Here is a 21,222-nt window from a genome sequence, read left to right as displayed (position 1 = left end):
TCTTTAACGATGCCACACATCGGGCGTCATCCCCCCCGCCAGCCATGCAGGTACGTTGACGATTCGCCTTGGCGGTCCTACCATCGTCCGATAGAGGGATCGGGACAGCCGAACGAGATGCCGGGATGATTCGAGCGCATCTGTCACGTCAACCGCGGGAAAGGGGGAAATGGCGATGCCATTGTTCGAAGTAGAAACCGAATCGCACATCATAATCACGTGGGCCACCGATCAGGATGCCGCCGCCGTCGTTGTTCACGACGCTTATCCGCACGAAAAAATCATGCGGATGACCAAGCGACCACGCGATACCTGGGTCATTTCCAAAAGCGCGCTGGGCATTTCTCACTCCAACGACCTGTGCCACACGGCGCGCGATTGCCTGGCCAAGGCCGCCGGCGACAAGGTGCATGCCATCCGACTTTATATGCACGAGACCGGCTCCGACCTGGAGCGCGCTCGCAAAGTCATCGAGTCGAACATGGTCATGGGCTGGTAAGCGTTGACGTGGCGAATGCCAGTGCAAGAATAGTGACGCCAGAAGTCCGCGCAAACGACCGCCAGCTGAATATCAACCGCTCAGCGTGATAGTTCCGCCGGTGGCTCGCTGGCCTCGGGAAAATACAAATCGCCGTCGCTAATGTCTGGGATGCCGACGACCAACACCCGCATCCTGCCCCGGGCGCCATGCACGACGCCCGGCGGAATGTGGACCATCGAGCCTTTTCGGACCGCATGGTCGACCCCGTCGAGCCGCACCGTTCCCTCGCCTTCTAGCACGTAGTACAGCTCTGTGGCCACGCGATGATAGTGCTCGCGCGCTCCGTCGATATCGACGGCGTGGGCCCATGCCGAGACGTTCTGGTCTTGGCGACTGATAAGTAAGTCGCGCCATCCGCATGTGCTACGCTCGCGGGGTGCCTCGCCTTCGTGGCGCACGAGTACAGGGCCAGCGGCTGCCGTTTTCATATTCTGATTTCCCGGTCGGACCATGCGCATAATGCAAAAGGAGGCACCGAATGATTGCCACCTTGCTCGCGACTAGCGTGCAACACTGCCCGCTATTGTCCGACGTGGGTCGGCCGCCTGCAACCCAGAGCGGACAGGCCGGCTTTCGATACAGCGCGCTCGTTACCCGACACGGAGTCTAGCTTCGACCTTCCGCAGGACTTGATCGAGTGTCAGCGTGTGATCGGCCAAATTGACCGCTTGAGGGTCGGCCATCCATTGACCCACCTTTTTGTTGGCCGAAAGTACCGTGGTATGGCTGCGATTGCCAAAGAACTCGCCGATCTCGGCCAGCGCGGCCCGTGTGTATTTTCGCGCCAACCACATCGCCAGCATGCGCGGATGTGCGACGGCGCTGGTACGGCGCTGCGAACACAACGATTCTGGCTCCAAGCCAAAAACCTCGCACACGGCCTGCTGCACGTCCCCCAAATTGACAGGTCGACGCGCCGGCGCTGCGGTGTCTGCCAGTGCGTCTTGGGCAAGCGCCAGCGTTGCCGGTTGGTTGTGGGCGCGGCAGGTGGCGTGAATCTTCAGGAGTGCGCCGATCAATTCCCGCGCGTGCTCGCGAAAGCTTGCGGCGACAAATTCCAAAACGCTGTCTGGTAATTCCAGCCCCAGTCGCACCGCCTGTTGCCGCAGAATGCCGATCCGCGTCTCATGGTCGGGCGGCTCGATCCGGCAGACCAGGCCCGCCGACAACCGCGTGATGACCTCTGGCCCGAGGCCGGTCAAATTCGTGGGCGACCTGTCGGCGGCGAAGACCAGTTGCCGTCCTTCGCGAGTGAGCGTGTCGACGGCGTGCAGCAATTCACTCAGAGTGGCCCGCTTGCCCGCGAAAAACTGCAAATCGTCGATCAGTAGCAATTGCACGCCCCGATATTTGCTGCGAAAGTTGGGCACTCCACTGGAGTGCAAAGCCTCGAGAAAATAACTCGTGAATTGCTCAGCGGACAGATACAGGGCATTCAGCTGCGGATAGCGCCGCTTGGCTGCCGTCCAAATCCCTTCCAGCAAGTGCGTTTTGCCGACGCCGGTGGGCCCGTGAACCACCAGAGGCGAGACGCGGCCTAGCTGCCCGACAACCTCTTGGGCACTAACAGACGCCAAACGGTTGCCCGTGCCGACCACGAATGATTCCAAATTCGCGAAGCGTCGCCGCGGACACGGCTCTTTACCCGTCGACGGCCGGTGCGTCGAGTCCGTTCGCTGCAACGCGGGCAACTGCACAGTGGCCGGCTGCACGGCCGATGAATGCGTCGTAGATGGCTGCGGCGCCGTTTCGCCGGCAGCACCTGCGGCAGGACCTGCAGTTGGCGATGGGTCCTCACCTCGGACCCGCGATTTGGCCAAACTGCGATCCACCACAAATGTGACCGGCAGTTCACGCCCCAAGGTTTCTTGGCAAGCTTCCTCGATCTGCCGACGAAAGTTCATCCGCAACCAGTCCTGATAGAACTCGTTGGGAACGGAAACTTGCCACGTTTCCGCTTCGAGCGCAATTCGCGCGTTGCCGCCGAACCACATCTCGTACCGATCTTTGCCGACCTTATCCGCCAATGCCAATAGCACGGCGGACACGATCTCCGTATCGTCCTTGGTCACTTCCTGTTTTCCCCGTGCGCGCATCCCCACCGCCGGCAAACCGCGCCGTCGTGACGTCGATTTGCTTTCCCAGACGAGCTGGGCACCGAAAGTGAGAGCGATCCCGAGTGCCGATGCGATCTGTCGCAAGCAAATCCCGTGGATTCGTTGCGTCACGCTTGTTCGGTCTGAATCGGAATATCGCCAGCGCCAAATGGTCGAAGTTGTCACCCGAGAGATCGCGATTGTACGGACGCTGGCAACGCTGTCAAAGAGAATTTGCGCCTCACGCAGCGTGCTTCGTCCTGATGGTACAAGAGACCGAGAAAACAGCCCTCTGCGACGACAATTCACCGCCGGAAAAAAATCTCTCGACAGCCGCGCGAGCGTGGAAACATTGTCGACTCACAGGCGCCGACGTCGCGCGCGATTTTTTTGTCTCGCGCAAGTATCAGCGACGATTGGAGAAGCAACGCCACGTCATCTGGATCGAAAAAAAGTCATTGACAATCGGCGTTCATTTTTATTTACGGCAGCAATCAAACGAGCGGCACAATTCCTCTACCCCCCGTGTGGAAAAATACGGAGATAGGCGCTGCGCCGATCCCAAGCAACGAAGCCCGCGCGCTCGTAGGTTGCGACGGCCGGAGCATTGGCGGCATCCACGGCCAGCACCAACCGCGCCCGCCCCGCCTGGCCAGCAAGGAACTGCGCGTAACGCGTTAAGACTCTGCCGTCGCCACGGCCGCGTTCCTCGGGTACGAGCCCGGCGTACACCAGTTCCCATTGATCTTCATCAGGATGATCCGCGAGCAGCAAGCAGCCTACGTCTTGTTCACCACGGCGCGCGATCAGCCATCGCGCAGGGTCGAATTCTCCACAGGCACGATAGCCTGCCAGAACATCATCGAGATCGCGCACGCCGTTAAGTTGCGGACAATCGAGTGTTTCCTCATAGGTACGCGCGATCATCTCGGGCAACCGTCGAACATCCGTCTGCGGCGCTGGTTCGATTATTAGGGACGACGTCGGCGGATCGCGGGGAAACTGCCCTGCGGGACATACCATGTACAGCAAATCCGCCAAATGGGCAAAACCATGATCCATCAGCAGCGCCGCTTGCTGCGCCGTCTTGCCCCTCAATAGCGACTGCGCCACGCGTATGTCATTGCTTTCCAACCAGGCGATCAACTCGTTCAAGAGGAGGCCGTCGCATGCCGCCTGCTGGTCGACTACTGCCGGGGGCCAAACGCTGGCCGTGCGCCCTGGCTGAGGTTGTCCCCACACGGCACCCACCATGTCGCCATGCCGTCGCGCTATCAACAAACCTGCCAGATCAACGCGTCCTTGGCGGGCCGATTCGATCAATTGCGCGACATACTTCGATCGTCTCGCCGGGGGTACGTCGGCCAGTACGAGTTCCAGCCCTGCGTGCTGCTCTCGTGGCAGCGCAACCGAGATATCGCAGTCACCTGGCGCCTGTTCATTCATATCCGTTCCGATCAACCGACAATGTGGTTCCGCTTAAAGTATACGGCTGCTTGCAAGTACGACGCATCGCGACGTCAGGTACGTTCGTGGGCGCGTGATGAACCGCCGAATCGTTGGCGTCGCAGGCGGCCATTCGTCTATAATGATGGACGCCGGCCGCGGGGAACGTCACCGTCGGCTGGCGATACTATCGCGGGCTTGCTTGCCAGCAGGAGGGCCTTTGCTGTGAGACTATCGACCGAGGATCGGGCTGCGTTCGTCCTGGCAATTCTCTTCGTGGGGGCAGGCACACCGGGCTTGATGGGACGCGCCTCTGCTCAGGTGCGAGATCCATTTGTTGACGACCCTGCCGTTCCTACCAGGCAGCAAAAGGCACCGGCCGACGAGCCAGGTTATCTCGGAATCAAAGTCGATGATCGTGGCCCAGGCGATGGAATTCGCATTATCGATGTTACCCCCGCTGGGCCCGCTGAAAAGGCTGGGCTGAAGACGGGTGATCTCATAACCGCGATCGGATCGATGAACGTACGATCGATCGACGACTTCGCCAGCCGATTGGCCCCGTTTCCCGTCGGCGCCAAGGTTTCCTTCCAACTCGTCCGCGATGGCGAAACGGTCTCGGCAGACGTCGTCTTGGGGCGCCGCCAGGCGGCAACGCCCGCGACACCGCAGATGAAACTGGGGCCAACGTCCGCGACCGCGAAAAGGACCGCGCCGGCGCCCTTGGGAATACGTGTCCAACCGGTTAATGAAGAATTGCAACGCACGTTACGGCTGTCGGGTGAGCGCGGCGTTCATATCGCCCGCGTCACCAAGAATTCCGCTGCTGACAAAGCGGGCATCCCGGCCGACGCCGTCATTTTGGCCATCGACGGCCACAATGTTGGCTCTCCCGAAGAGGCGGCGCAAATCCTTAGTTCGGTGCGCGTCGGTCAATCACTGTCGTTCACGCTCAACGAAGCCGGCACTCAAGTCGCGCGAACTGTCGTCGTGGAACCAGCGATGCGTGCGGCATCTTTACCATCGCCCGGGGCAGAGCCGCCGCGATCCCTTCCCTCAACACCGGAGGCGAACGGTGCCGAGATTGTTGTCGAAGATGCGGACGATCGCGTGCGAGTTCTCGAGCGCCGAGTGGCCGAGTTGGAAGGGCAGTTGTCGCGGCTTAACGAGTCACTGAACAAATTCCGCGACGATGTGAAGCAACTTCAAATTCGCTCCTCAAACAATTCGATTCAAAGCGTGCCGCCAAACGGAGCGAACGATCGCGAAGAATCAGGCCCTAAATTCCGGCTGATCCCCAACTCGCCGGAAAAGCCTTCGCCGTAACGCGATCACAGCTGGATTCCTCACGGCGAGAGCGGTATCTCCAGCAACCGGCAGCGCAATAACGTGGCAGCGTCCAACGGGCCAACCTTGTCAAGCGCAACGGTGTAGGGCCCCTCCGGAAATGCAATCGCCGCACGCCGCAGAACCGGCGCCAATCTGCCGCGCTCGAACGGTTTGATCTGCTTCGACGGCCAGTCGTCGGCCCCAGTCGCAAAAGGAAGGAGAAAATCGAGCGCTCGGCGTATGCTTCGTCCGTCGGGCGTCGAGAAATTCCACAGATCTTCGTTCACGGCGCTACCCACATCCGCCATTGTCACCAGGGCTTCTAAATTCATGACCGAATAATCCCAAGACTTGGTGCGCATGAGCTCGAAGGGTTGGCGGCCGGTCGGCTGCACTTGCTTGGCAATGCGCGTCGTGGCAGCCGTAGCGACCACTTGCCGTGCCAATCGTACGTCACCGAGATAGCAGGCGAGACTGGCTAGCTGCGCGTCGTACCAGGTGCCGTGATTGTTTTGTGCGCGGGCTTCGCGCTGTCCGAGGGAATCTTCGCGTAGCCAGCGCAGGTAGTCTTGTGCCCAACCTCGCAGGGCGTCGGCATCTTCGTGTGTCCATGCGGCCGTGCCGATCAGAAGACGCTCGGCCCGCACGACATCAATGATCGTCATTCCGCGAATAAGGCCGATCGGCAAGCCTTCCGCATCGCCAGGAATGCACTGCGCAAAGCGTAAGTTCGGATTCATGCGTGTCGCCGGCATGACGAACCAGGCCCGCAGCCACTCGGCGGCCCGCCGCGCATATCGTGCCTCCTTGGTCACGTCGAAGGCGACGGCCAAATAAGTAACCGCATCTCCCATGCGGAAGTACGCCATGCGGTCGTAACCATCCCCTTCGGCCGCGGGGTTCACCTGGCCATCGCGAAACACGTAGGGGCGGCCGTCGGACGAATCCGGGTTCGGCCAGTGATAGGGGCTGAGGGCAAAATAATCGTGCCGGTCGCCGCTAGGGGGTGCCAGTTGTTTATCCATGACCGTCGCCAGCGGCACGCTTAGTTCCGCTTCCGCACGTTCCAGAAGCGGACCGAACGCCGCTAGCGAACCCGATGGCGCCTGATCGCTGCCCGTGGCCAAGGAGGCCGTAAGGCAGCACCCGACCAAGGCCAAACGAAAGCCTGTGAACGCTATTATCCGCATGGTGCTACTGCGCCCGGGTTTTGAATTCCGCTCGTCCCTCTAAAATACCCCGCCAGTTCGTAGGGTGGGAGTTACCGACGCCAGGCACGACGCCCTCCGGGCCGCAGTGAATTCGCCCCCTGCATAGCGTGTGCTCGGGCGCCGCCGGCGTAGCCCCGCAGTTCCCTGCTTGGGAACCTCGATTAGCAATCTTTGACATGTCTCTAGCGGCTGCGTAAACTCGAAGGAAGGCCTTCGGCAACCAAGAGTTACCGTCGGCCCGGCCCTATCTTCAGGCGTCTTTCAGTCGCGCTTTCGGCAACACCACCTGGCGGCGGGAACGTCCGCTTCCAACCAAGCTGCCGCAGCGGAAGAATTGCGCCACGGAACATCATCCTGCGCTTGAGGTAGTTTCGCTGACTGTGCGCGATGACTCTCTCCCGACGAATCGCGTTCGACCGCAAGTAGCAGGCTTTGCCTGAGCGACAGCAATAGCAACGGACCCACACTGTTGCGGAGGAGGAATGTATGGCCCGCGCTGAAAACCAAGGATTGCAAATCGCCCTGATCGTGTTCGTGATGCTCACGATCGTGCTAGCGGTGGTCACGTTCTTGTACGTTCGCAATTTTCAAGAATCGGTCGCCAGGAACACCCAGCTTGAAAAGGCGGCGCAAGACGACAAGGCCAACGCGCTGAAGATGCAGTCGGAGATTACCTTCCTCATGGAGCGCCTCGGCGTCGATCCTAAGATGCCGGTCGGACAAGAAAAGAAGGATGAGGAAAATGCCGCGGGGACGGTCAAAGGGATCTTCCAGGATGACATGAAACAATTCGCCGCGACGCTGCCGCCTGAGAAGCAGCAATATCGCGGCACGCTCGAGTCGCTATGGAACACGAACCAAGAACTGTTCGCCTCCAATACGGACATGCAGAACAAGTTCAAGGAATTGCAGGACCAGTTCACGCGTCGCGAGGAAGAGCGCGACAGGCAGATCAAGGAGTTCCGCGACAAGTCGGACGACTCGGCCAAAGACTTGCTGGATCGGCAAACGACTTTCGATTCCGATCGGCAACGAATCAACGCCTCGAATGAGGACTTGAATTCAAAGCTGGCCCAGAAAGATTCCGAAAAAAGTCAGATCGCCGATCAGGCCATCAAGAAAGAGGCGGCACTCGGCAACGAAATCAAGACATTGGCGCAAACCAACCTGCTGCAGAACGAAAAGGTCAAGAAACTGACGAAATCTCATTTCGAAGTGGCGCAAGGGGTCATTCGCGCCATCGACCTCAACGGCGGCAAGGAAGGAAATGTCTATATCGATCTGGGTCGCGAGGACCAATTGATCCCCTTGGTGACGTTCAGCGTACACGCCAAGGAGGCCAATACGTCGCAGGGCGAAGGCTTGAAAGCTCGCATCGAAGTCACCGACATTCTGGGAGACCATCTGGCCCGCGCCCGCATTCTCGACGAGGATTTCGCCAACCCGATCGCCCCCGACGACAAGATCTACACGCCGCTCTGGCATCCGGGGCAGCGCACGCACGTGGCGATCTTCGGCACCATCGATCTCGATGGCGATGGCCAAGACGATCGCGCCATAGTCAAGGACCTGGTTACATCGGTCGGCGGCATCATCGATGCCGAGATGGACCCCTTGGGCAAGATCACAGGCAACATCGACATCAACACGCGATTCCTGTTGGAAGGAAAGATTCCGACGGACCGCGACGCGAACATCGGTGCGACGGCCATGATCACCAAGGCCGACCAGGCCGGCGTCGAACGCATTCCGATGTCGAAGTTCGTCGAACTCTCTGGCTGGAAAGACCCGCGACAGGTCGTACGTTTCGGACGCAACGGCACGCGCGAAAGAATTCCGGCCGAACCGAAAGACGGCTCGCTCATGCGTACCGCTACGCCCACGGACGCGGCCAATTTCCAAAAGCGACGACCGTACCAACCCAACAAGCCGGTCAAAGCAGATAAATCAGATACCGAGTAGCCAGGTGTTGACCTGGTAACTCTGCTGGTGCCGCTTCTTCGCAGCAATTCTGCTCCCGACGCGCAGCGCATTTCGCGTGAGACGCGCCTAATGCACTTCGGCCGATTCGACGGCCGCGGGTGCGTGCGATGCTCCGGCTGGGCCGGCATGCGATTTTGGAGCGAAGAATAACACCGTGAAGGCACCCACGGCGACCAGGATCAGACCGGCGAGAAACATCGGGCTGACCTCTTTCCAAGAGCCGGCCCAGTAGATCGTCAGAAAGGCGTTCACGACTGGTGCGCAACCGAACACGAGCGGCATGACATAGGTTGGCTTGCCGCCGAAATTGAAGGCCAGGATGATGCCCAGTGCGCCCAATGCCCCCGCGATTCCTCCGCCTGAACTCCAGATGATCCCGGTCGGAGTCCAATCCCCCTTTTCGCCGTGCAGATACAGCCAAACGATCGGCACGACGACGGCAATCACGAAGTACGCCATTCCCACGCACAACAACGGTCGCAGACGGCTCCCCTCCATCGCAGTCTGGCCGCGGTGCAATACAGGCCCGTAGGCGCCCCAGCAGACGGCGGTCAGTGCAATGGCTGCGATAACGAGTAGAAAATCCAAGCCTTTCATCGGGCAACTCCACGCATTGGGAATGATCCCGGCCAAAATGCCGGGGCGCGCCCAAGTTTAGCAGATGCGCTGCCAGCGTGCAGGGGCAGCGAAGTTGGCCATGCGAACTGGTCACCCAGAACCAGCCAGTGCCGCCCGCTGGCGCTTCGCCGCGATCGGACGGCGATATCGCGTCCAGCTAGGTGGTGCTGTTCAACTTTCGCGTAGCGATACCGGCTCGGCTCCGGCCTCTTCGAAGACGCGTGTCGCCGCGGCCAAATTTTGTGCGCCCCGATCACTGCGATCTTCCACCGCCACCAGGATCTTGCCGGCGACGATCGCCTGGTCGTAGTAGTCCGCCAACTCTCTTTCGACGCCACGCGTCATCATGGCGCCAATCAAGCCACCCACGATGCCGCCCGCCCAGGCCGATGCACCGCCGGCTGCCAGCAGTCCCACGCCTCCGGTGGCGACGGTGCCGACGACGGCCGCCATGCCACCCAGGACCGCCCCAAGAGCCCCGCCCACCGCAATGGCGGCCGGAGTATGCGCGCCGGCTGGGTCTTCGTGATGAAATTCGCGGAAGTGCGCGGCCTTCCAATCCTCTGAGCAGATCACCGTAATCTGATCCTTGGTGAACCCGAGGTCTAACAGGCCGTGCACGGCGCACTCGGCATTTTGAATTTTGGAATAGATGCCGACGCGAATTGGTTTTTCAAGTTGCGGTTGCGTATCCATATTCCATGTCTTTCTGCTCAGAAGCGGAATTGCCGGAGCGTTCAACCCTTCCCCACAACTTCCTTAATTCTACGCCATGCGTCCCAGGCGGCCAATCAGCACAAAATCTCTCGCTGCCATTCGGCATGCACCCGCCGGGTGGGACGATCAAGCTGTCGAACATGGCAAGATCGCCTATATTCTTCTAGTCACGACTGTGCAAACCTTGCGCCGCCGGCGCCACGATGCCAGGGGAGATTGACTCGATGCAGGGCATCTTCTGGGCGGGCGTAATTGCCATGGCGGCGATGTTTGCCCTGTTTTTAGCCGTTGGCTGGTGGGCCGGGCGCAAAGTTCACCACTCGCCTGGCGAGTTGCTGCTGGCGGGCCGCAACATACCCCTTTGGATCGCCGTGCTAACGACCACGGCCACCTGGGTCGATGGCGGATACCTGCTGGGTACTGTCGAAAAGACACAGTCGGGACTGGCGGCCGGGCTGCAAGGGGGAATTTGCTTCGGCATCAGCCTGATACTCGGTGGCTTGATCTTTGCAGGTCCGATGCGCCGCTGGGAATTCACGACGCTGGTCGATCCCTTCGAGGTGCGATTCGGACGCGGTTGGGCTGCCGTGCTTTTCTTGCCGGCGATGTTAGGCGAACTTTTTTGGAGCGCCGAGTTGCTGGTCGCCATCGGGGCCACATGCAGTGTGATCCTGAACGTCGAACTCACGACGGCCATTATCGTGTCGGCTGCGGTCGTCACGGGCTACACGGTCGTCGGTGGTATGTGGTCCGTGGCATACACCGATGTTTTTCAGATTATGCTCGTGCCAATTGGCATGTTGGCGGCGCTGCCGTTTGCACTGTCCGAGACAGGCGGACTGCAGGCCGCCTGGGATTATTATTCTCAACAGATGGGATCGCTCGCCGCACCGCTCGCGCCACTTACCGGCGGCGATCCGCACTGGCCACTGGCCATGCGCTGCGGGTGGTGGGATCTCAGCATCATGCTTGTGCTGGGAGGCATACCTTGGAATTGCTATTTCCAACGGGTGCTGTCTTGCCAAACGGTCGCCAAAGCGCGCTGGCATTCGGTCATTGCCGGTGGACTAACGATCGCCTTGACCGTGCCACCGGTGTTGCTGGGAATTGCGGCGTTCGCTTATTCCGGCTGGGATGATCAGCAGCGGGCCGCACTGGCCGACAATCCGACGATGGCCCTGCCGATGTTATTGCGCCAGGCCACACCGCCTGCCGTGGCGACGCTCGGACTGGGCGCCATCGTGGGGGCCGTCACATCGAGCTTTAGCGCTTCGATACTTTCCGCTGGATCGATGTTCAGTTGGAATATCTTCCACCGGATTTTTGCGCCCCAGGGATCGATCCCTGCACTGCGCCATGTGATTCGCGGATCGATCGTCGTATTGGCCGTCAGCGCGACCGCTATGGCACTGGCCGTACGCAGCGTCGCCGAGCTATGGTTCTTTACCTCGGACCTGGTGTTCGTGCTGCTCTTTCCCCAATTGGTCATGGCGCTGTTCGACCCTCGGGCCAACCGCAGCGGATCTATGGCGGCCTTCGGCGTCTCGCTGGTGCTGCGGCTGGGAGGGGGAATTCCGATCTTCGGGCTGCCTGCGCTAGTGCCGTATGCCGAGATCTGGTCGAGTCTGAGTGGCCAGGACCCGACCGAGTGGTATGATTTGGCGACGGGTGAATCGGTCTTTCCGTGCCGCGTTTTGGCTGCCGCCGTCGGCCTGGTGATTCTGCCCGTGGTCAGTCGCCTGACGGCGCGCTGGGACCCGCCTCGCGTTCTTGGTAGAGTCGAGAACTGACACAGCGTGAGAATTGGCGGCGTTGTGCGACCGATTTCGTTCATTCCTACCTGTTGACCACCTGGTTACCACGATGCTGACAAACGTTGAACGTCCGCGCATAGGCATTGCGCACGTCTACGCCTGGGCCGTACACCTTTATACGGGCATGGGCCTGGTGGTGGCCGGCGCAATCGCCTACGTACTGGTCAGCGACGACCCATTGCGCTTTCGCGATGCGTTCTTACTTATGGCCGTGGGAATTCTGATCGATGCCACCGATGGTTGGTTCGCCCGCCGCGTGCGCGTGAAGGAAGTTCTGCCAGGCTTCGACGGCCGACGACTGGACGACCTGGTCGATTTCCTCAACTACACCTGCTTGCCCCTTTTGTTGATCTACCAGGCAGACTTGCTTCCCGAGCGACAAAGTGGCTGGCTACTGGTGCCGCTGTTGGCCAGCGCCTATGGGTTTTGCCAAGTGTCGGCCAAAACCGACGACGGCTTTTTCCTCGGCTTCCCGTCGTACTGGAACCTGGTGGCTTTCTACTTGTACGCCCTGCAGCCTCCGGTTTGGGGCACCGTGACTTTGTTGCTGACGTTTGCGGCGCTGACGTTTGTGCCCGCCCGCTATCTGTACCCGACGCAACCTGGCGTGCTCAACCGCATCTCGACGGTGCTGGGCGGAGTGTGGGGCGCGTTTCTGGTGGCCATTCTCTGGCGTTGGGAACACACGCCGTTCAGCGGCACGACGGCCCAACAGCTCACCCTGCTATCGCTCTTCTATCCGATCTACTACATGGGCGTTTCCTGGGCTTTGTCGATTCGCTTTTGGCTGTCGCGTCCGAGCCGGCAACCGTGAGTGCGTAATCGAATTACCCCGGTCAGCGCTCGCCCGTAAGGGATCGGATGTGCTGCAGGCTCCGCGCTGCGGCCGCATCCAAATTGGCTTCGGTCCCGCCACCGCGCAAAGGCGAGCACATTTCGTAAGCCACGAACCCTTTAAAGCCGCCCTCGCGCAAGCCGGTGAAGAACGACGGCAAATCGAGAAAGCCGTCACCCAAGGGAACGGCGCGCAGGGCAGGCGGATCGAGCTTGCGATAATTGACGATGCTCGGATCGTAAGCGAATCGCTCGATCTGTATGTAGTCGGCCAGAGTGGTCTGCACCATGCGCGGTGCCATTCGCCGCGCGGCCTCTTGCAGATTGCCCCCGGTCAACGCCACCGACCACGGGTCGAACATCGCCTTGAGGTTGGGATGATTGACGTCGTCTAGTAATTCCTCGTAGGCGTCTACCGAAATCCCCACGTCGTGGTGATTTTGCAAACCGAGCACGACGCCGTGACGGGCGACGCGCTCGGCGGCCTCGCGCAGGGCGTCGACACACTTGCGCCAATCGGCGTTGAATTCGACGGCATGGGGAGAATACCAACTGAAGACGCGGACGATTTTCGCGCCCAAACGCGCTGCCATTCCGGCCAACTGCGTCACGTAATCGAGTTGCATCTCGACCAGGGGCACTTCCGGCGCCGATCGTCCCGCGGTGAAGTCGGTGTAACCCGCGACCGAAGCGATCTCGATCCGCAACTTGGCGGCTTCCTCGCGAATCGCATCCAGCAATGACAAGTCCTGGTAGTCCAACGGCGACAAGTGCGGGCGTTTTCCTCCAATCTCGACGGCCGTATACCCAAGCGCAGCAGCCTTGTGCAGGAATTCGCTAACGTTCAGCCGATGTTGGCCCCAGTAGCCGGCATAGCTCACGGAGAACAACGTGGGAATCACTGGTATCCGCGCTCCAATGGAAAGTTGCTATTTCCCGCTACCCAAGGCAATGCCGTCGCTTTGAACATAGCAACGGTCCGGGCATCTGGAAACGGGCCGGATTGCGAGCCGCATCGCGTGGGCCTAGACTGCCCGCGGAGGTATCCCGATGTTCGATCGAGTGCGGATTATCGATCTCAGTGTGGCACTAGCGCATCAGGCGGTCAGCGAGCCGATGCCGGCGTCGATTCATTATGTAGACCATGCCGGCGAGGGGCTGTCGCAGATGCAGCAGTTCTTCGGCGTTGGCACCGAGGATCTGGTGTTTTCCAAGGGGCAGGGCTGGGCCATCGAACAGATCACCGCCATCTCGCACACCGGCACCCACGTCGACGCGCCGTATCACTACGGCGCCATGTCCGAGCAGCGGTCGGCGCGCACCATCGACCAGGTTCCACTGGAGTGGTGTTTTGCCCCCGGCGTCGTGATCGACGTGCGGCACGTCGCGCCGGGCGAGTTCATCACCGTCGAACATCTACAAGCGGCGCTCGCCAAGATTCGCTATCAATTGCAACCTCGCGACATCGTGTTGCTGCAAACCGACGCGGACAAGCGGATGGACACGCCAGCCTATTTCGCCCAGCCGGGCCTGGGACGCGAAGGCACCTTGTGGCTGGTGGAACAAGGGGTGCGGGTCATCGGGATCGACGCCTACACGCTGGACAGGCCGTTCGCTTCGATGGTGGCGGATTTCCGCCGCACGGGCGATGGTCGCTATATCTGGCCGGCCCACTTTGCGGGGATCACGCGCGAATACTGTCAGATCGAAAAACTAGCGAACCTCGACCAGATCCCGCGGCCGCACGGTTTCTATGTGTCGTGCCTGCCGATCAAGATCGAGCGGGCCAGTGCCGGCTGGTGCCGTGCGGTGGCGCTGGTGCCGGACGTTTGACAGCAGATCGTAAGGTCGGGCCGCACGCGGAGACGAACTTACTCGGGTCCGCTGCCGGTCGTCGCCCGGCCTTGACGCGGTTTGGCCCCCCCTCTAGGCTTGAAATGCCCTAGCCTAGGCTAGCAGTCGGGCGCCACGATCGGGGCCTGATCATTGAGGCGGGATTAATGGGGAATGGTGTAACGGTAGCACGACTGGCTCTGGACCAGTTAGTCTAGGTTCAAATCCTAGTTCCCCAGCTCTTTAAAGGCCTCTTGATAAAACGACTTATCAGGAGGCTCTTTTCTTCTTAGTGGCAATTCCATTGGGTGCCAACACAGGGCAGCGATGCTGACCAAAGAAGTCGTTGGCGTTTAAATCAACGCATCAAGAATTGTAAATCGCAAGGACTAGCCCAACGGCTATTCTTGGGGCATCACATGGCAACCGAATGGTTTTATTCCCGGAGCGGGCAGCAGCTCGGCCCGATCTCGTCGAAGGATCTGCAGGAACTTGCTCGAATCGGCAAGCTCGCCGCTGACGACCTGGTGTGGAAAGAAGGCTTACAACACTGGGTTCCAGCACGCAAAATCAAGGGCTTATTTCCGGATGTCGCGGCGATCGCTCCACGGCCACCGGCAAGTCCTCCTCCTATGCCGCCGGCCGTTGAACCGCTCAAACCAAGCTCACCCGACGGGTTTGGTTTTCATTGGTATGTCCTCGCGTGGAAGAAGTTTGGGGATGCCTCAGGGCGAGCGAGGCGCATGGAGTACTGGACCTTTATCCTTTTCAACAACCTTGCGCTGATTCTGTTCAGTTTCATCGACGGGTTTGCGGGTACCTCAGGCGTATTGAGTTTGCTGTATCTCTGTGCCGCCCTGGTTCCCATCGCCGCTACGGGCATCCGGAGGCTCCACGATACAGACCTCAGCGGTTGGTGGATCCTGCTCGCTTGTATTCCCCTTCTAGGCATCGTCCTCTTGGTTTTCTTTGTGCGTGACAGCCAACCAGGAACAAACAAATACGGTCCCAACCCGAAGGAAGCGGTCTAGGGTGAAGCTGGACTTGGCAGCAGGGGCGCAGCAGGTCAATCGCGGCATATCGTCGACGACGGCGATCGAAGTTTGAGCGGTGCCACCTTTAGCTAGCAAAGGCGAGCGTAACGGAGTGCAAACGCCTGCTCGGCAGCTTTACGTCGCATGGTGCAAGTTCAACGTGGTATATGGTTTCGGCCCCTGCAACCTAAATCGCCCCTCGGCCAGGTGCCGGCCGCGAAATTGACGCAATCCTCCGCCTTTTTTCCCCTGCCTGCTCTGCTATACTCACCCAGTGTGGTTGGATTGCCTTGTTTGGCGGGTTTTCGCACGCCTGCCTGACGGGAATCGGCGCCGAGTGCCGATACCACTCCCAGCCACTTCGCATCGCCCGCCCGAGCTTGCCACTGCTACGCTAGCGCAACCTAAACTTAGGAGAGCGCTGTCCGATAGCACCTGCGGCGGCTCATGGATTCATGGAACGAGATCGTTGTTTCACGACGTCGCAGACGATGTCTGCGGTGGAACGATCGATCGCGCGGCTTGGCACACGGGAGGACTCTCCGCCGATGCGTTTTAATTCCTACGAGACTGCCGGTTTCTACGACGAAATGTTCGAAGCGAGCGGCCGGCCACGCGCCGGTGCCGCAATGCTCGTGCAGAAGATCGAAGCCCTCAGCTCGGGCGAGATCAAGCACTGCCAACAAGCTGCCGAATTGGCACTGTTGAACATGGGCATCACATTCAACGTCTACGGCCACGAAGCCGGCACCGAGAAAGTTTGGCCCTTCGACATCGTTCCTCGCATCATCGAGTCCCACGAGTGGGAACGCATCGAAAAGGGACTGCGCCAGCGGATCACGGCGCTGAACCTGTTCATCGATGACGTCTATCACGATCAAAAAATCGTCAAGGACGGCATCCTGCCCGAGGATCTGCTGCACTCTGGCAAATGCTACCTGGCCCCCTGCGCCGGGTTGAATCCGCCGCGGGGCGTGTGGTGCCACATCTCGGGCATCGATCTGGTGCGCGACTCGGATGGACAGTTCTATGTGCTTGAGGACAACATGCGCTGCCCGTCGGGCGTGTCGTATGTGCTCGAAAATCGCGAAGTCATGAAACGGACGTTCCCGCAAGTCTTTGAAGGACTTTGCGTGCGCCCTGTCGACGATTATCCAGATCGATTGCTAGAGACCTTGCAATACGTGGCGCCGCCTGGCGTGCAAGACCCGATGGTCGTGCTGCTGACGCCCGGCGTCTACAACTCGGCGTACTTCGAGCATTCGTTCCTGGCACAGCAAATGGGAATCGAGCTCGTCACGGGTTCGGACCTCGTGGTCAGCGAAGGCTTTCTCTACATGCGCACGACGACGGGCCTGCGGCGCGTGGACGTCATTTATCGTCGCATCGATGATGATTTCCTCGATCCGCTCGAGTTGCGCAAGGACTCGCTCTTAGGCGTACCGGGGCTGCTCGACGTTTATCGCTCGGGCCGGGTGGCGCTGGCCAACGCCCCGGGCACAGGCATCGCCGACGACAAGGCGGTCTACGCCTACGTGCCTGAAATCATCCGCTATTATCTGGGCGAGGATATGTTGCTGTCGAACGTGCCGACGTTTGTATGTTCGGACGACAAACATCGTCAACACGTGCTGGCCAACCTCGACAAGTTCGTCGTCAAAGAGGCCAACGGCTCCGGCGGCTACGGTATGCTGATGGGACCGATGGCATCGAAAAGCGAACGCGAAAAGTTCCACGACCTGATCTCGCACGAGCCGCGCAAATATATCGCGCAACCCATGCTGGCGATCAGTCGCGTGCCGACGATCGTCAACGAAGGATTCGAAGGACGTCACGTCGACCTACGGCCGTACATTCTGTACGGCAAGGACATCTACGTGCTGCCCGGCGGGCTGACGCGCGTGGCGCTCGAAAAGGGATCGCTGGTCGTCAACTCGTCGCAAGGGGGCGGCAGCAAAGACACTTGGGTGCTGGGTGCTCGCGTCGATGACGTGCAGCCCGAGGCATGCCAGACACCCGTGGCCGCGGCGGAGGTCAACTGATGCTCAGCCGCGTTGCCGACTCGATCTTCTGGATGAACCGCTACATCGAGCGGGCCGAAAACGTGGCGCGCTTCATCGAAGTGAACTTGCACCTCACGCTGGGCCTGACCAACGGCTTTGTCAACCAGTGGGAGCCGCTGGTGACGACCACCGGCGACCACGAAGGTTTCATCGAGCGCTACGGAGTCGCCACGCAAAAGAACGTGATCGACTTCCTGACATTCGACAAGGATAACCCCAACTCGATCGTCTCCTGCTTGCGCTCGGCGCGCGAGAACGCCCGCAGTGTGCGCGAAATCATCTCCTCGGCCATGTGGTTGGAATTAAACAAGTTCTACTTGACCGTGCGTGGTGCCTCGCACGGCTGGTCCATGGCCCGGGCGCATGACTTCTTCGACCAGGTGATCACGTCCAGCCACCTGCTGGCCGGCATTACCGATGCCACGATGTCGCATGGCGAGGCTTGGCACTTTGCCCGCATGGGGCTGCTGCTCGAACGGGCCGACAAGACCTCGCGTATTCTCGACGTGAAGTACTTTATTCTGCTTCCCGCGATTCGCGACGTCGGCACGCCGCTCGACACGATTCAATGGGCGGCCCTGCTCAAGTCCGCTAGCGCGCTGGAAATGTACCGCAAGAGCCGCGGCCGCATCACGCCCAGTTCGGTCGTCGATTTTCTGATTCTCGATCGACATTTTCCCCGCTCGATTCGCTTCTGCCTGCTGGCGGCCGAGGACTCGTTGCATCGCATCACTGGCAGCGATCACGGCACATTTTCGAACGCGGCCGAACAGCGGCTCGGCCGCCTCCGCGCCGAACTCGATTACACGCAAGTCAACGACATCATCAACCAGGGGCTGCACGAATACCTGGACCAGTTCCAGACAAAGCTCAATCAGGTTGGCGAGGGCATTTCTGAGACCTTTTTCGCTCCCCGCCCGGTCGATGCGCCGGCCGTGATGTCGCAACGGCAATTTCAGTAAGGATCTGCCGCAACTCGCCCGCCGCGCACCGTGGAAACGCCCCCATCCCCGCAGTTGTCATTTGCGTGGCCAAGGTCCATACTTGACTCGTGGACCGGGCAAACGGTTCGTGGTCGCACGTCGCGACCCATCGTCCAGCGCAAGTGCGCCATACGACACAGGACAGCACTTGGAGCCGGCTCGGGAATTTCCGAGCGCACGTTCGATGGCGGACGTCTCACCCAACCTGCGCGAGTCGCCCGCCGATCCTGACCTGTCGGGTCGTCAGTTTGACGATTTTCGGTTGCTCCGCCGTTTGGCTCGCGGCGCCATGGCCGAAGTGTATCTGGCCGAACAAGGCTCCTTGCGCCGGCAAGTGGCTGTCAAGGTGCTGAAGAGCGATCTGGCCAAGGACGAAAGCTACGTCAAGCGCTTCCACAACGAAGCCCACGCCGCCGCCAGTCTCGTGCAGGCCAACATCGTGCAGATCTACGCCGTGGGCTGCGCGGACGGCGTCCATTACATCGCCCAAGAATACGTGCAGGGACAAAACCTGCGCGAATGGATGAGCCGTCGCGGTCCGCCCGAGCTCGCCCTGGCGGTGAAGATCATGCGCCAGGTCGCCGCGGCGCTGCAAAAAGCGGCCGAGCGCGGCATCATCCATCGCGACATCAAGCCCGAGAACATCATGATCGCCCGCACCGGTGAGGTGAAGGTGGCCGATTTCGGGCTGGCGCGGCAGACCGGCGATGCCGCCAACGCGGCGCTGACGCAAATTGGCATCACGATGGGCACGCCGCTGTACATGAGCCCTGAACAGGTCGAAGGCCGCCCGCTCGATCCGCGCAGCGATCTCTATTCGTTCGGCGTGACGTGTTACCAGATGCTCGCCGGCGATACACCCTTTCGCGGCGAGTCAGCCCTGGCTATTGCCGTGCAGCACTTGAAAACGCAGCCCGAGCGCTTGGAAAACCTGCGAACGGATCTGCCCCCGGCGTTGTGCCGCATCGTACACAAATTGCTGGCCAAGAACCCGCAAGGCCGCTATGAGAATGCCCGTGAGCTGCTGCACGACCTGCGCATGTTGCAGTTGCCCGGCGATGAATCGTGGGAGGACATTGAGGAACTGCCCGCGGAAGAGCGCGAGACGTTGGCCACGATCAGCCTGGCCACGCAGCACCTGGCCGCGGTCATGCAATCGGCGTCGATGCCGATCATCCGGCGGCGATACTATCTGCTGATGGCCGCGGGCACGATCTTGGGTTTCGCGGCCGGCGGCCTGCTGGCCTGGGAAACAAAAAAACCGCTGTTGGCGATCCACCGCGACGGGGTAAGTGTTCCCCGCCAGAATAGCGCCGAGGATCAATATGACATGGCCCGCATGCACTCGCGCGATCGCGAGGCCTGGCTAAAGAGCGTGGAGAAATATTTTCCCAAGAATCTCGAGTACGGGCTGCGGGCACGCAAAGAATTGGCACTTTACTATCTGCAAAACGGTCGCGACAACGAGGCTTATCTGTTGTTCGAGGAATTGGCCGAAAGCCCCGAGCCGCAACATCGTGCCTTTGGGCTGGCCGGCACTTTCTTCGTGCTTTCGAAGGACGGGGACTACGACGAAGCCCTCAACGCGCTGGCCGAATTGGGGCCATTGCGCAAGGAGCTGGAAGTCGAACCACGGATGCTGCCGTTGGTGCAGGTCGCCCTGACCGAAGTCCGCAAGCAGCGCGGCCAGGAAACCGCACTGCAGTGGGAGGAATGGCAGAAGACGCTGCAACCGGAGGATACGGAAAACTAGCGGCCCGTTTCGCCTCGATTGCCTCATGACATCGCGTCAGGGCCGGTTGACAGCCAGCGGCCGAAGCGGTACGAAATTACCTTCTCCCAGGCGCGTCAGGAGCGGTCCGGGCCAGCTTGCCCGACAATCGGACAAGCCTGTCAGGATATTCTGTGGGTCGTGATATTCGCGGGAAAGCGACAGAGAAAAGAGATATGTAGTTGGTGACCAGATGCGCAAGAACGACACTTGCCGCATCGATCGCCCCCATCGTCTAGAGGCCTAGGACGTCGGGTTCTCAGCCCGAAAACCGGGGTTCGACTCCCCGTGGGGGTATTCCACCATCCGAGCCACACTCAGGCGAAAGCACGAGGATCTCGCTTTTTCCTGAGGTTTCTCGGCATTCTTGCGAATCCTCGCCAGTTGTTGCGGGAGTGTGCGGCACCACCATTTGCACCACCGTAGCACCACCTGTTGCACCACCCTTCGGCTCCTCGACTGCCCGTCGGAAATGGTCCTCCGTGGTCTGAAGATAGTGCCGCTCGGCAACCTGGGGCGAGTTGCCCAGCCAGGACGATACGACGTGGGCCGGGAACTGATCGGCCAATTCGGTTTGGCGGCTAGCCCTCAGATTATGGAAAGCCCGTTCCCAGGGTTTAAATCCGGCCCGCCGGATCATGCGATGGAATTGCGTCCGTAGATTTGTACCAGCATCACGATAGCGCGTCACCACGTAAACACTTCCCTCGGCTGCCGTATCGAAGGCCGCTTCCAGGTACTTACGTAGCTCAGGGAATAGGGGCACGACGCGATGGGGTTTGCCGTGCCGCTCAGTCTTTGGGGATGTTACCGTCAGCCGGTTCCGCTCCCAATCTACGTCCGACCACTTCAGAGCCAGCGTTTCGCTCGGAGTGCGTAACCCCCCGTAGCGAGCCAACGCGACGATTACACGCCATTCCGCGTCGGGACACTGCGCGATAACGGATTC

17 protein-coding genes and 2 tRNA genes are annotated in these 21,222 nt (G+C 60.3%); 12 read left to right on the top strand and 7 right to left on the bottom strand.

Annotation, left to right across the window (positions count from 1 at the left end):
• Positions 1 to 175 precede the first annotated feature (175 nt).
• Entirely contained in the window at positions 176 to 499 is a 324-nt protein-coding gene (locus VGG64_28080; GenBank protein ID HEY1603494.1) for a DUF6793 family protein, read from the top strand.
• A gap of 80 nt (positions 500 to 579) precedes the next feature.
• On the opposite strand, the gene VGG64_28075 is transcribed toward VGG64_28080, so the two are convergent.
• From VGG64_28075 to VGG64_28065, 3 genes are all read right to left on the bottom strand, one after another.
• Positions 580 to 969 carry a cupin domain-containing protein gene (locus VGG64_28075; GenBank protein ID HEY1603493.1) on the bottom strand — a complete coding sequence of 130 codons (390 nt, stop codon included), beginning with the start codon at positions 967 to 969 and terminating at the stop codon, positions 580 to 582.
• A gap of 162 nt (positions 970 to 1,131) precedes the next feature.
• The gene (dnaA, locus tag VGG64_28070) at positions 1,132 to 2,769 is read right to left on the bottom strand and encodes a chromosomal replication initiator protein DnaA (protein HEY1603492.1); all 1,638 of its coding nucleotides are present in this window, start codon (positions 2,767 to 2,769) and stop codon (positions 1,132 to 1,134) included.
• A gap of 384 nt (positions 2,770 to 3,153) precedes the next feature.
• Complete coding sequence (locus VGG64_28065; protein HEY1603491.1) at positions 3,154 to 4,083, bottom strand: GNAT family N-acetyltransferase; 930 nt, start codon at positions 4,081 to 4,083, stop codon at positions 3,154 to 3,156.
• Between the two features lie 225 nt (positions 4,084 to 4,308).
• On the opposite strand from VGG64_28065, the gene VGG64_28060 reads away from it, so the two are divergent.
• Positions 4,309 to 5,409, top strand: a complete 1,101-nt coding sequence (locus VGG64_28060; protein ID HEY1603490.1) for a PDZ domain-containing protein — start codon at positions 4,309 to 4,311, stop codon at positions 5,407 to 5,409.
• A gap of 20 nt (positions 5,410 to 5,429) precedes the next feature.
• On the opposite strand, the gene VGG64_28055 is transcribed toward VGG64_28060, so the two are convergent.
• On the bottom strand, positions 5,430 to 6,602 hold the full coding sequence (locus VGG64_28055; protein HEY1603489.1) for an alginate lyase family protein: 1,173 nt from the start codon (positions 6,600 to 6,602) through the stop codon (positions 5,430 to 5,432).
• 507 nt (positions 6,603 to 7,109) lie between these two features.
• On the opposite strand from VGG64_28055, the gene VGG64_28050 reads away from it, so the two are divergent.
• The gene (locus tag VGG64_28050; GenBank protein ID HEY1603488.1) at positions 7,110 to 8,585 is read left to right on the top strand and encodes a hypothetical protein; all 1,476 of its coding nucleotides are present in this window, start codon (positions 7,110 to 7,112) and stop codon (positions 8,583 to 8,585) included.
• 87 nt (positions 8,586 to 8,672) lie between these two features.
• On the opposite strand, the gene VGG64_28045 is transcribed toward VGG64_28050, so the two are convergent.
• Both VGG64_28045 and VGG64_28040 read right to left on the bottom strand, forming a co-directional pair.
• Entirely contained in the window at positions 8,673 to 9,203 is a 531-nt protein-coding gene (locus tag VGG64_28045) for a hypothetical protein (protein HEY1603487.1), read from the bottom strand.
• Positions 9,204 to 9,395: 192 nt separating this feature from the next.
• Positions 9,396 to 9,920 (bottom strand): hypothetical protein, encoded by a 525-nt coding sequence (locus VGG64_28040; GenBank protein ID HEY1603486.1) that lies wholly within the window; start codon positions 9,918 to 9,920, stop codon positions 9,396 to 9,398.
• Between the two features lie 245 nt (positions 9,921 to 10,165).
• Here VGG64_28040 and VGG64_28035 point away from each other — a divergent pair, with 245 nt between their 5' ends.
• Positions 10,166 to 11,731: a sodium:solute symporter family protein gene (locus VGG64_28035; GenBank protein HEY1603485.1), complete on the top strand. Its 1,566-nt coding sequence runs from the start codon at positions 10,166 to 10,168 to the stop codon at positions 11,729 to 11,731.
• Positions 11,732 to 11,804: 73 nt separating this feature from the next.
• A complete protein-coding gene (locus VGG64_28030) occupies positions 11,805 to 12,569 on the top strand; it encodes a hypothetical protein (protein ID HEY1603484.1) in 765 nt (254 codons plus the stop codon).
• 22 nt (positions 12,570 to 12,591) lie between these two features.
• Here VGG64_28030 and VGG64_28025 read toward each other — a convergent pair whose 3' ends face one another.
• Positions 12,592 to 13,491 carry a sugar phosphate isomerase/epimerase family protein gene (locus VGG64_28025; protein HEY1603483.1) on the bottom strand — a complete coding sequence of 300 codons (900 nt, stop codon included), beginning with the start codon at positions 13,489 to 13,491 and terminating at the stop codon, positions 12,592 to 12,594.
• A gap of 148 nt (positions 13,492 to 13,639) precedes the next feature.
• On the opposite strand from VGG64_28025, the gene VGG64_28020 reads away from it, so the two are divergent.
• From VGG64_28020 to VGG64_27990, 7 genes are all read left to right on the top strand, one after another.
• Entirely contained in the window at positions 13,640 to 14,422 is a 783-nt protein-coding gene (locus tag VGG64_28020) for a cyclase family protein (GenBank protein HEY1603482.1), read from the top strand.
• 168 nt (positions 14,423 to 14,590) lie between these two features.
• Positions 14,591 to 14,661: transfer RNA gene (locus VGG64_28015), tRNA-Gln, on the top strand.
• Between the two features lie 180 nt (positions 14,662 to 14,841).
• The gene (locus VGG64_28010; GenBank protein ID HEY1603481.1) at positions 14,842 to 15,453 is read left to right on the top strand and encodes a DUF805 domain-containing protein; all 612 of its coding nucleotides are present in this window, start codon (positions 14,842 to 14,844) and stop codon (positions 15,451 to 15,453) included.
• A gap of 551 nt (positions 15,454 to 16,004) precedes the next feature.
• The gene (locus tag VGG64_28005; GenBank protein ID HEY1603480.1) at positions 16,005 to 17,498 is read left to right on the top strand and encodes a circularly permuted type 2 ATP-grasp protein; all 1,494 of its coding nucleotides are present in this window, start codon (positions 16,005 to 16,007) and stop codon (positions 17,496 to 17,498) included.
• Positions 17,498 to 18,481, top strand: coding sequence for an alpha-E domain-containing protein (locus VGG64_28000; GenBank protein ID HEY1603479.1), 984 nt, complete (start codon positions 17,498 to 17,500; stop codon positions 18,479 to 18,481). Before VGG64_28005 ends, VGG64_28000 begins: the two co-directional genes overlap by 1 nt.
• Positions 18,482 to 18,686: 205 nt before the next feature.
• On the top strand, positions 18,687 to 20,255 hold the full coding sequence (locus tag VGG64_27995) for a serine/threonine-protein kinase (protein ID HEY1603478.1): 1,569 nt from the start codon (positions 18,687 to 18,689) through the stop codon (positions 20,253 to 20,255).
• A gap of 242 nt (positions 20,256 to 20,497) precedes the next feature.
• A tRNA-Glu gene (locus VGG64_27990) sits at positions 20,498 to 20,570 on the top strand.
• The last annotated feature ends 652 nt before the right edge of the window (positions 20,571 to 21,222 follow it).

This window comes from Pirellulales bacterium, assembly GCA_036490175.1.
Taxonomy (GTDB): Bacteria; Planctomycetota; Planctomycetia; order Pirellulales; family JACPPG01; genus JACPPG01.
Note: the sequence above shows the minus strand (reverse complement) of the source record. Positions and strands in the feature narration are given on the sequence as shown.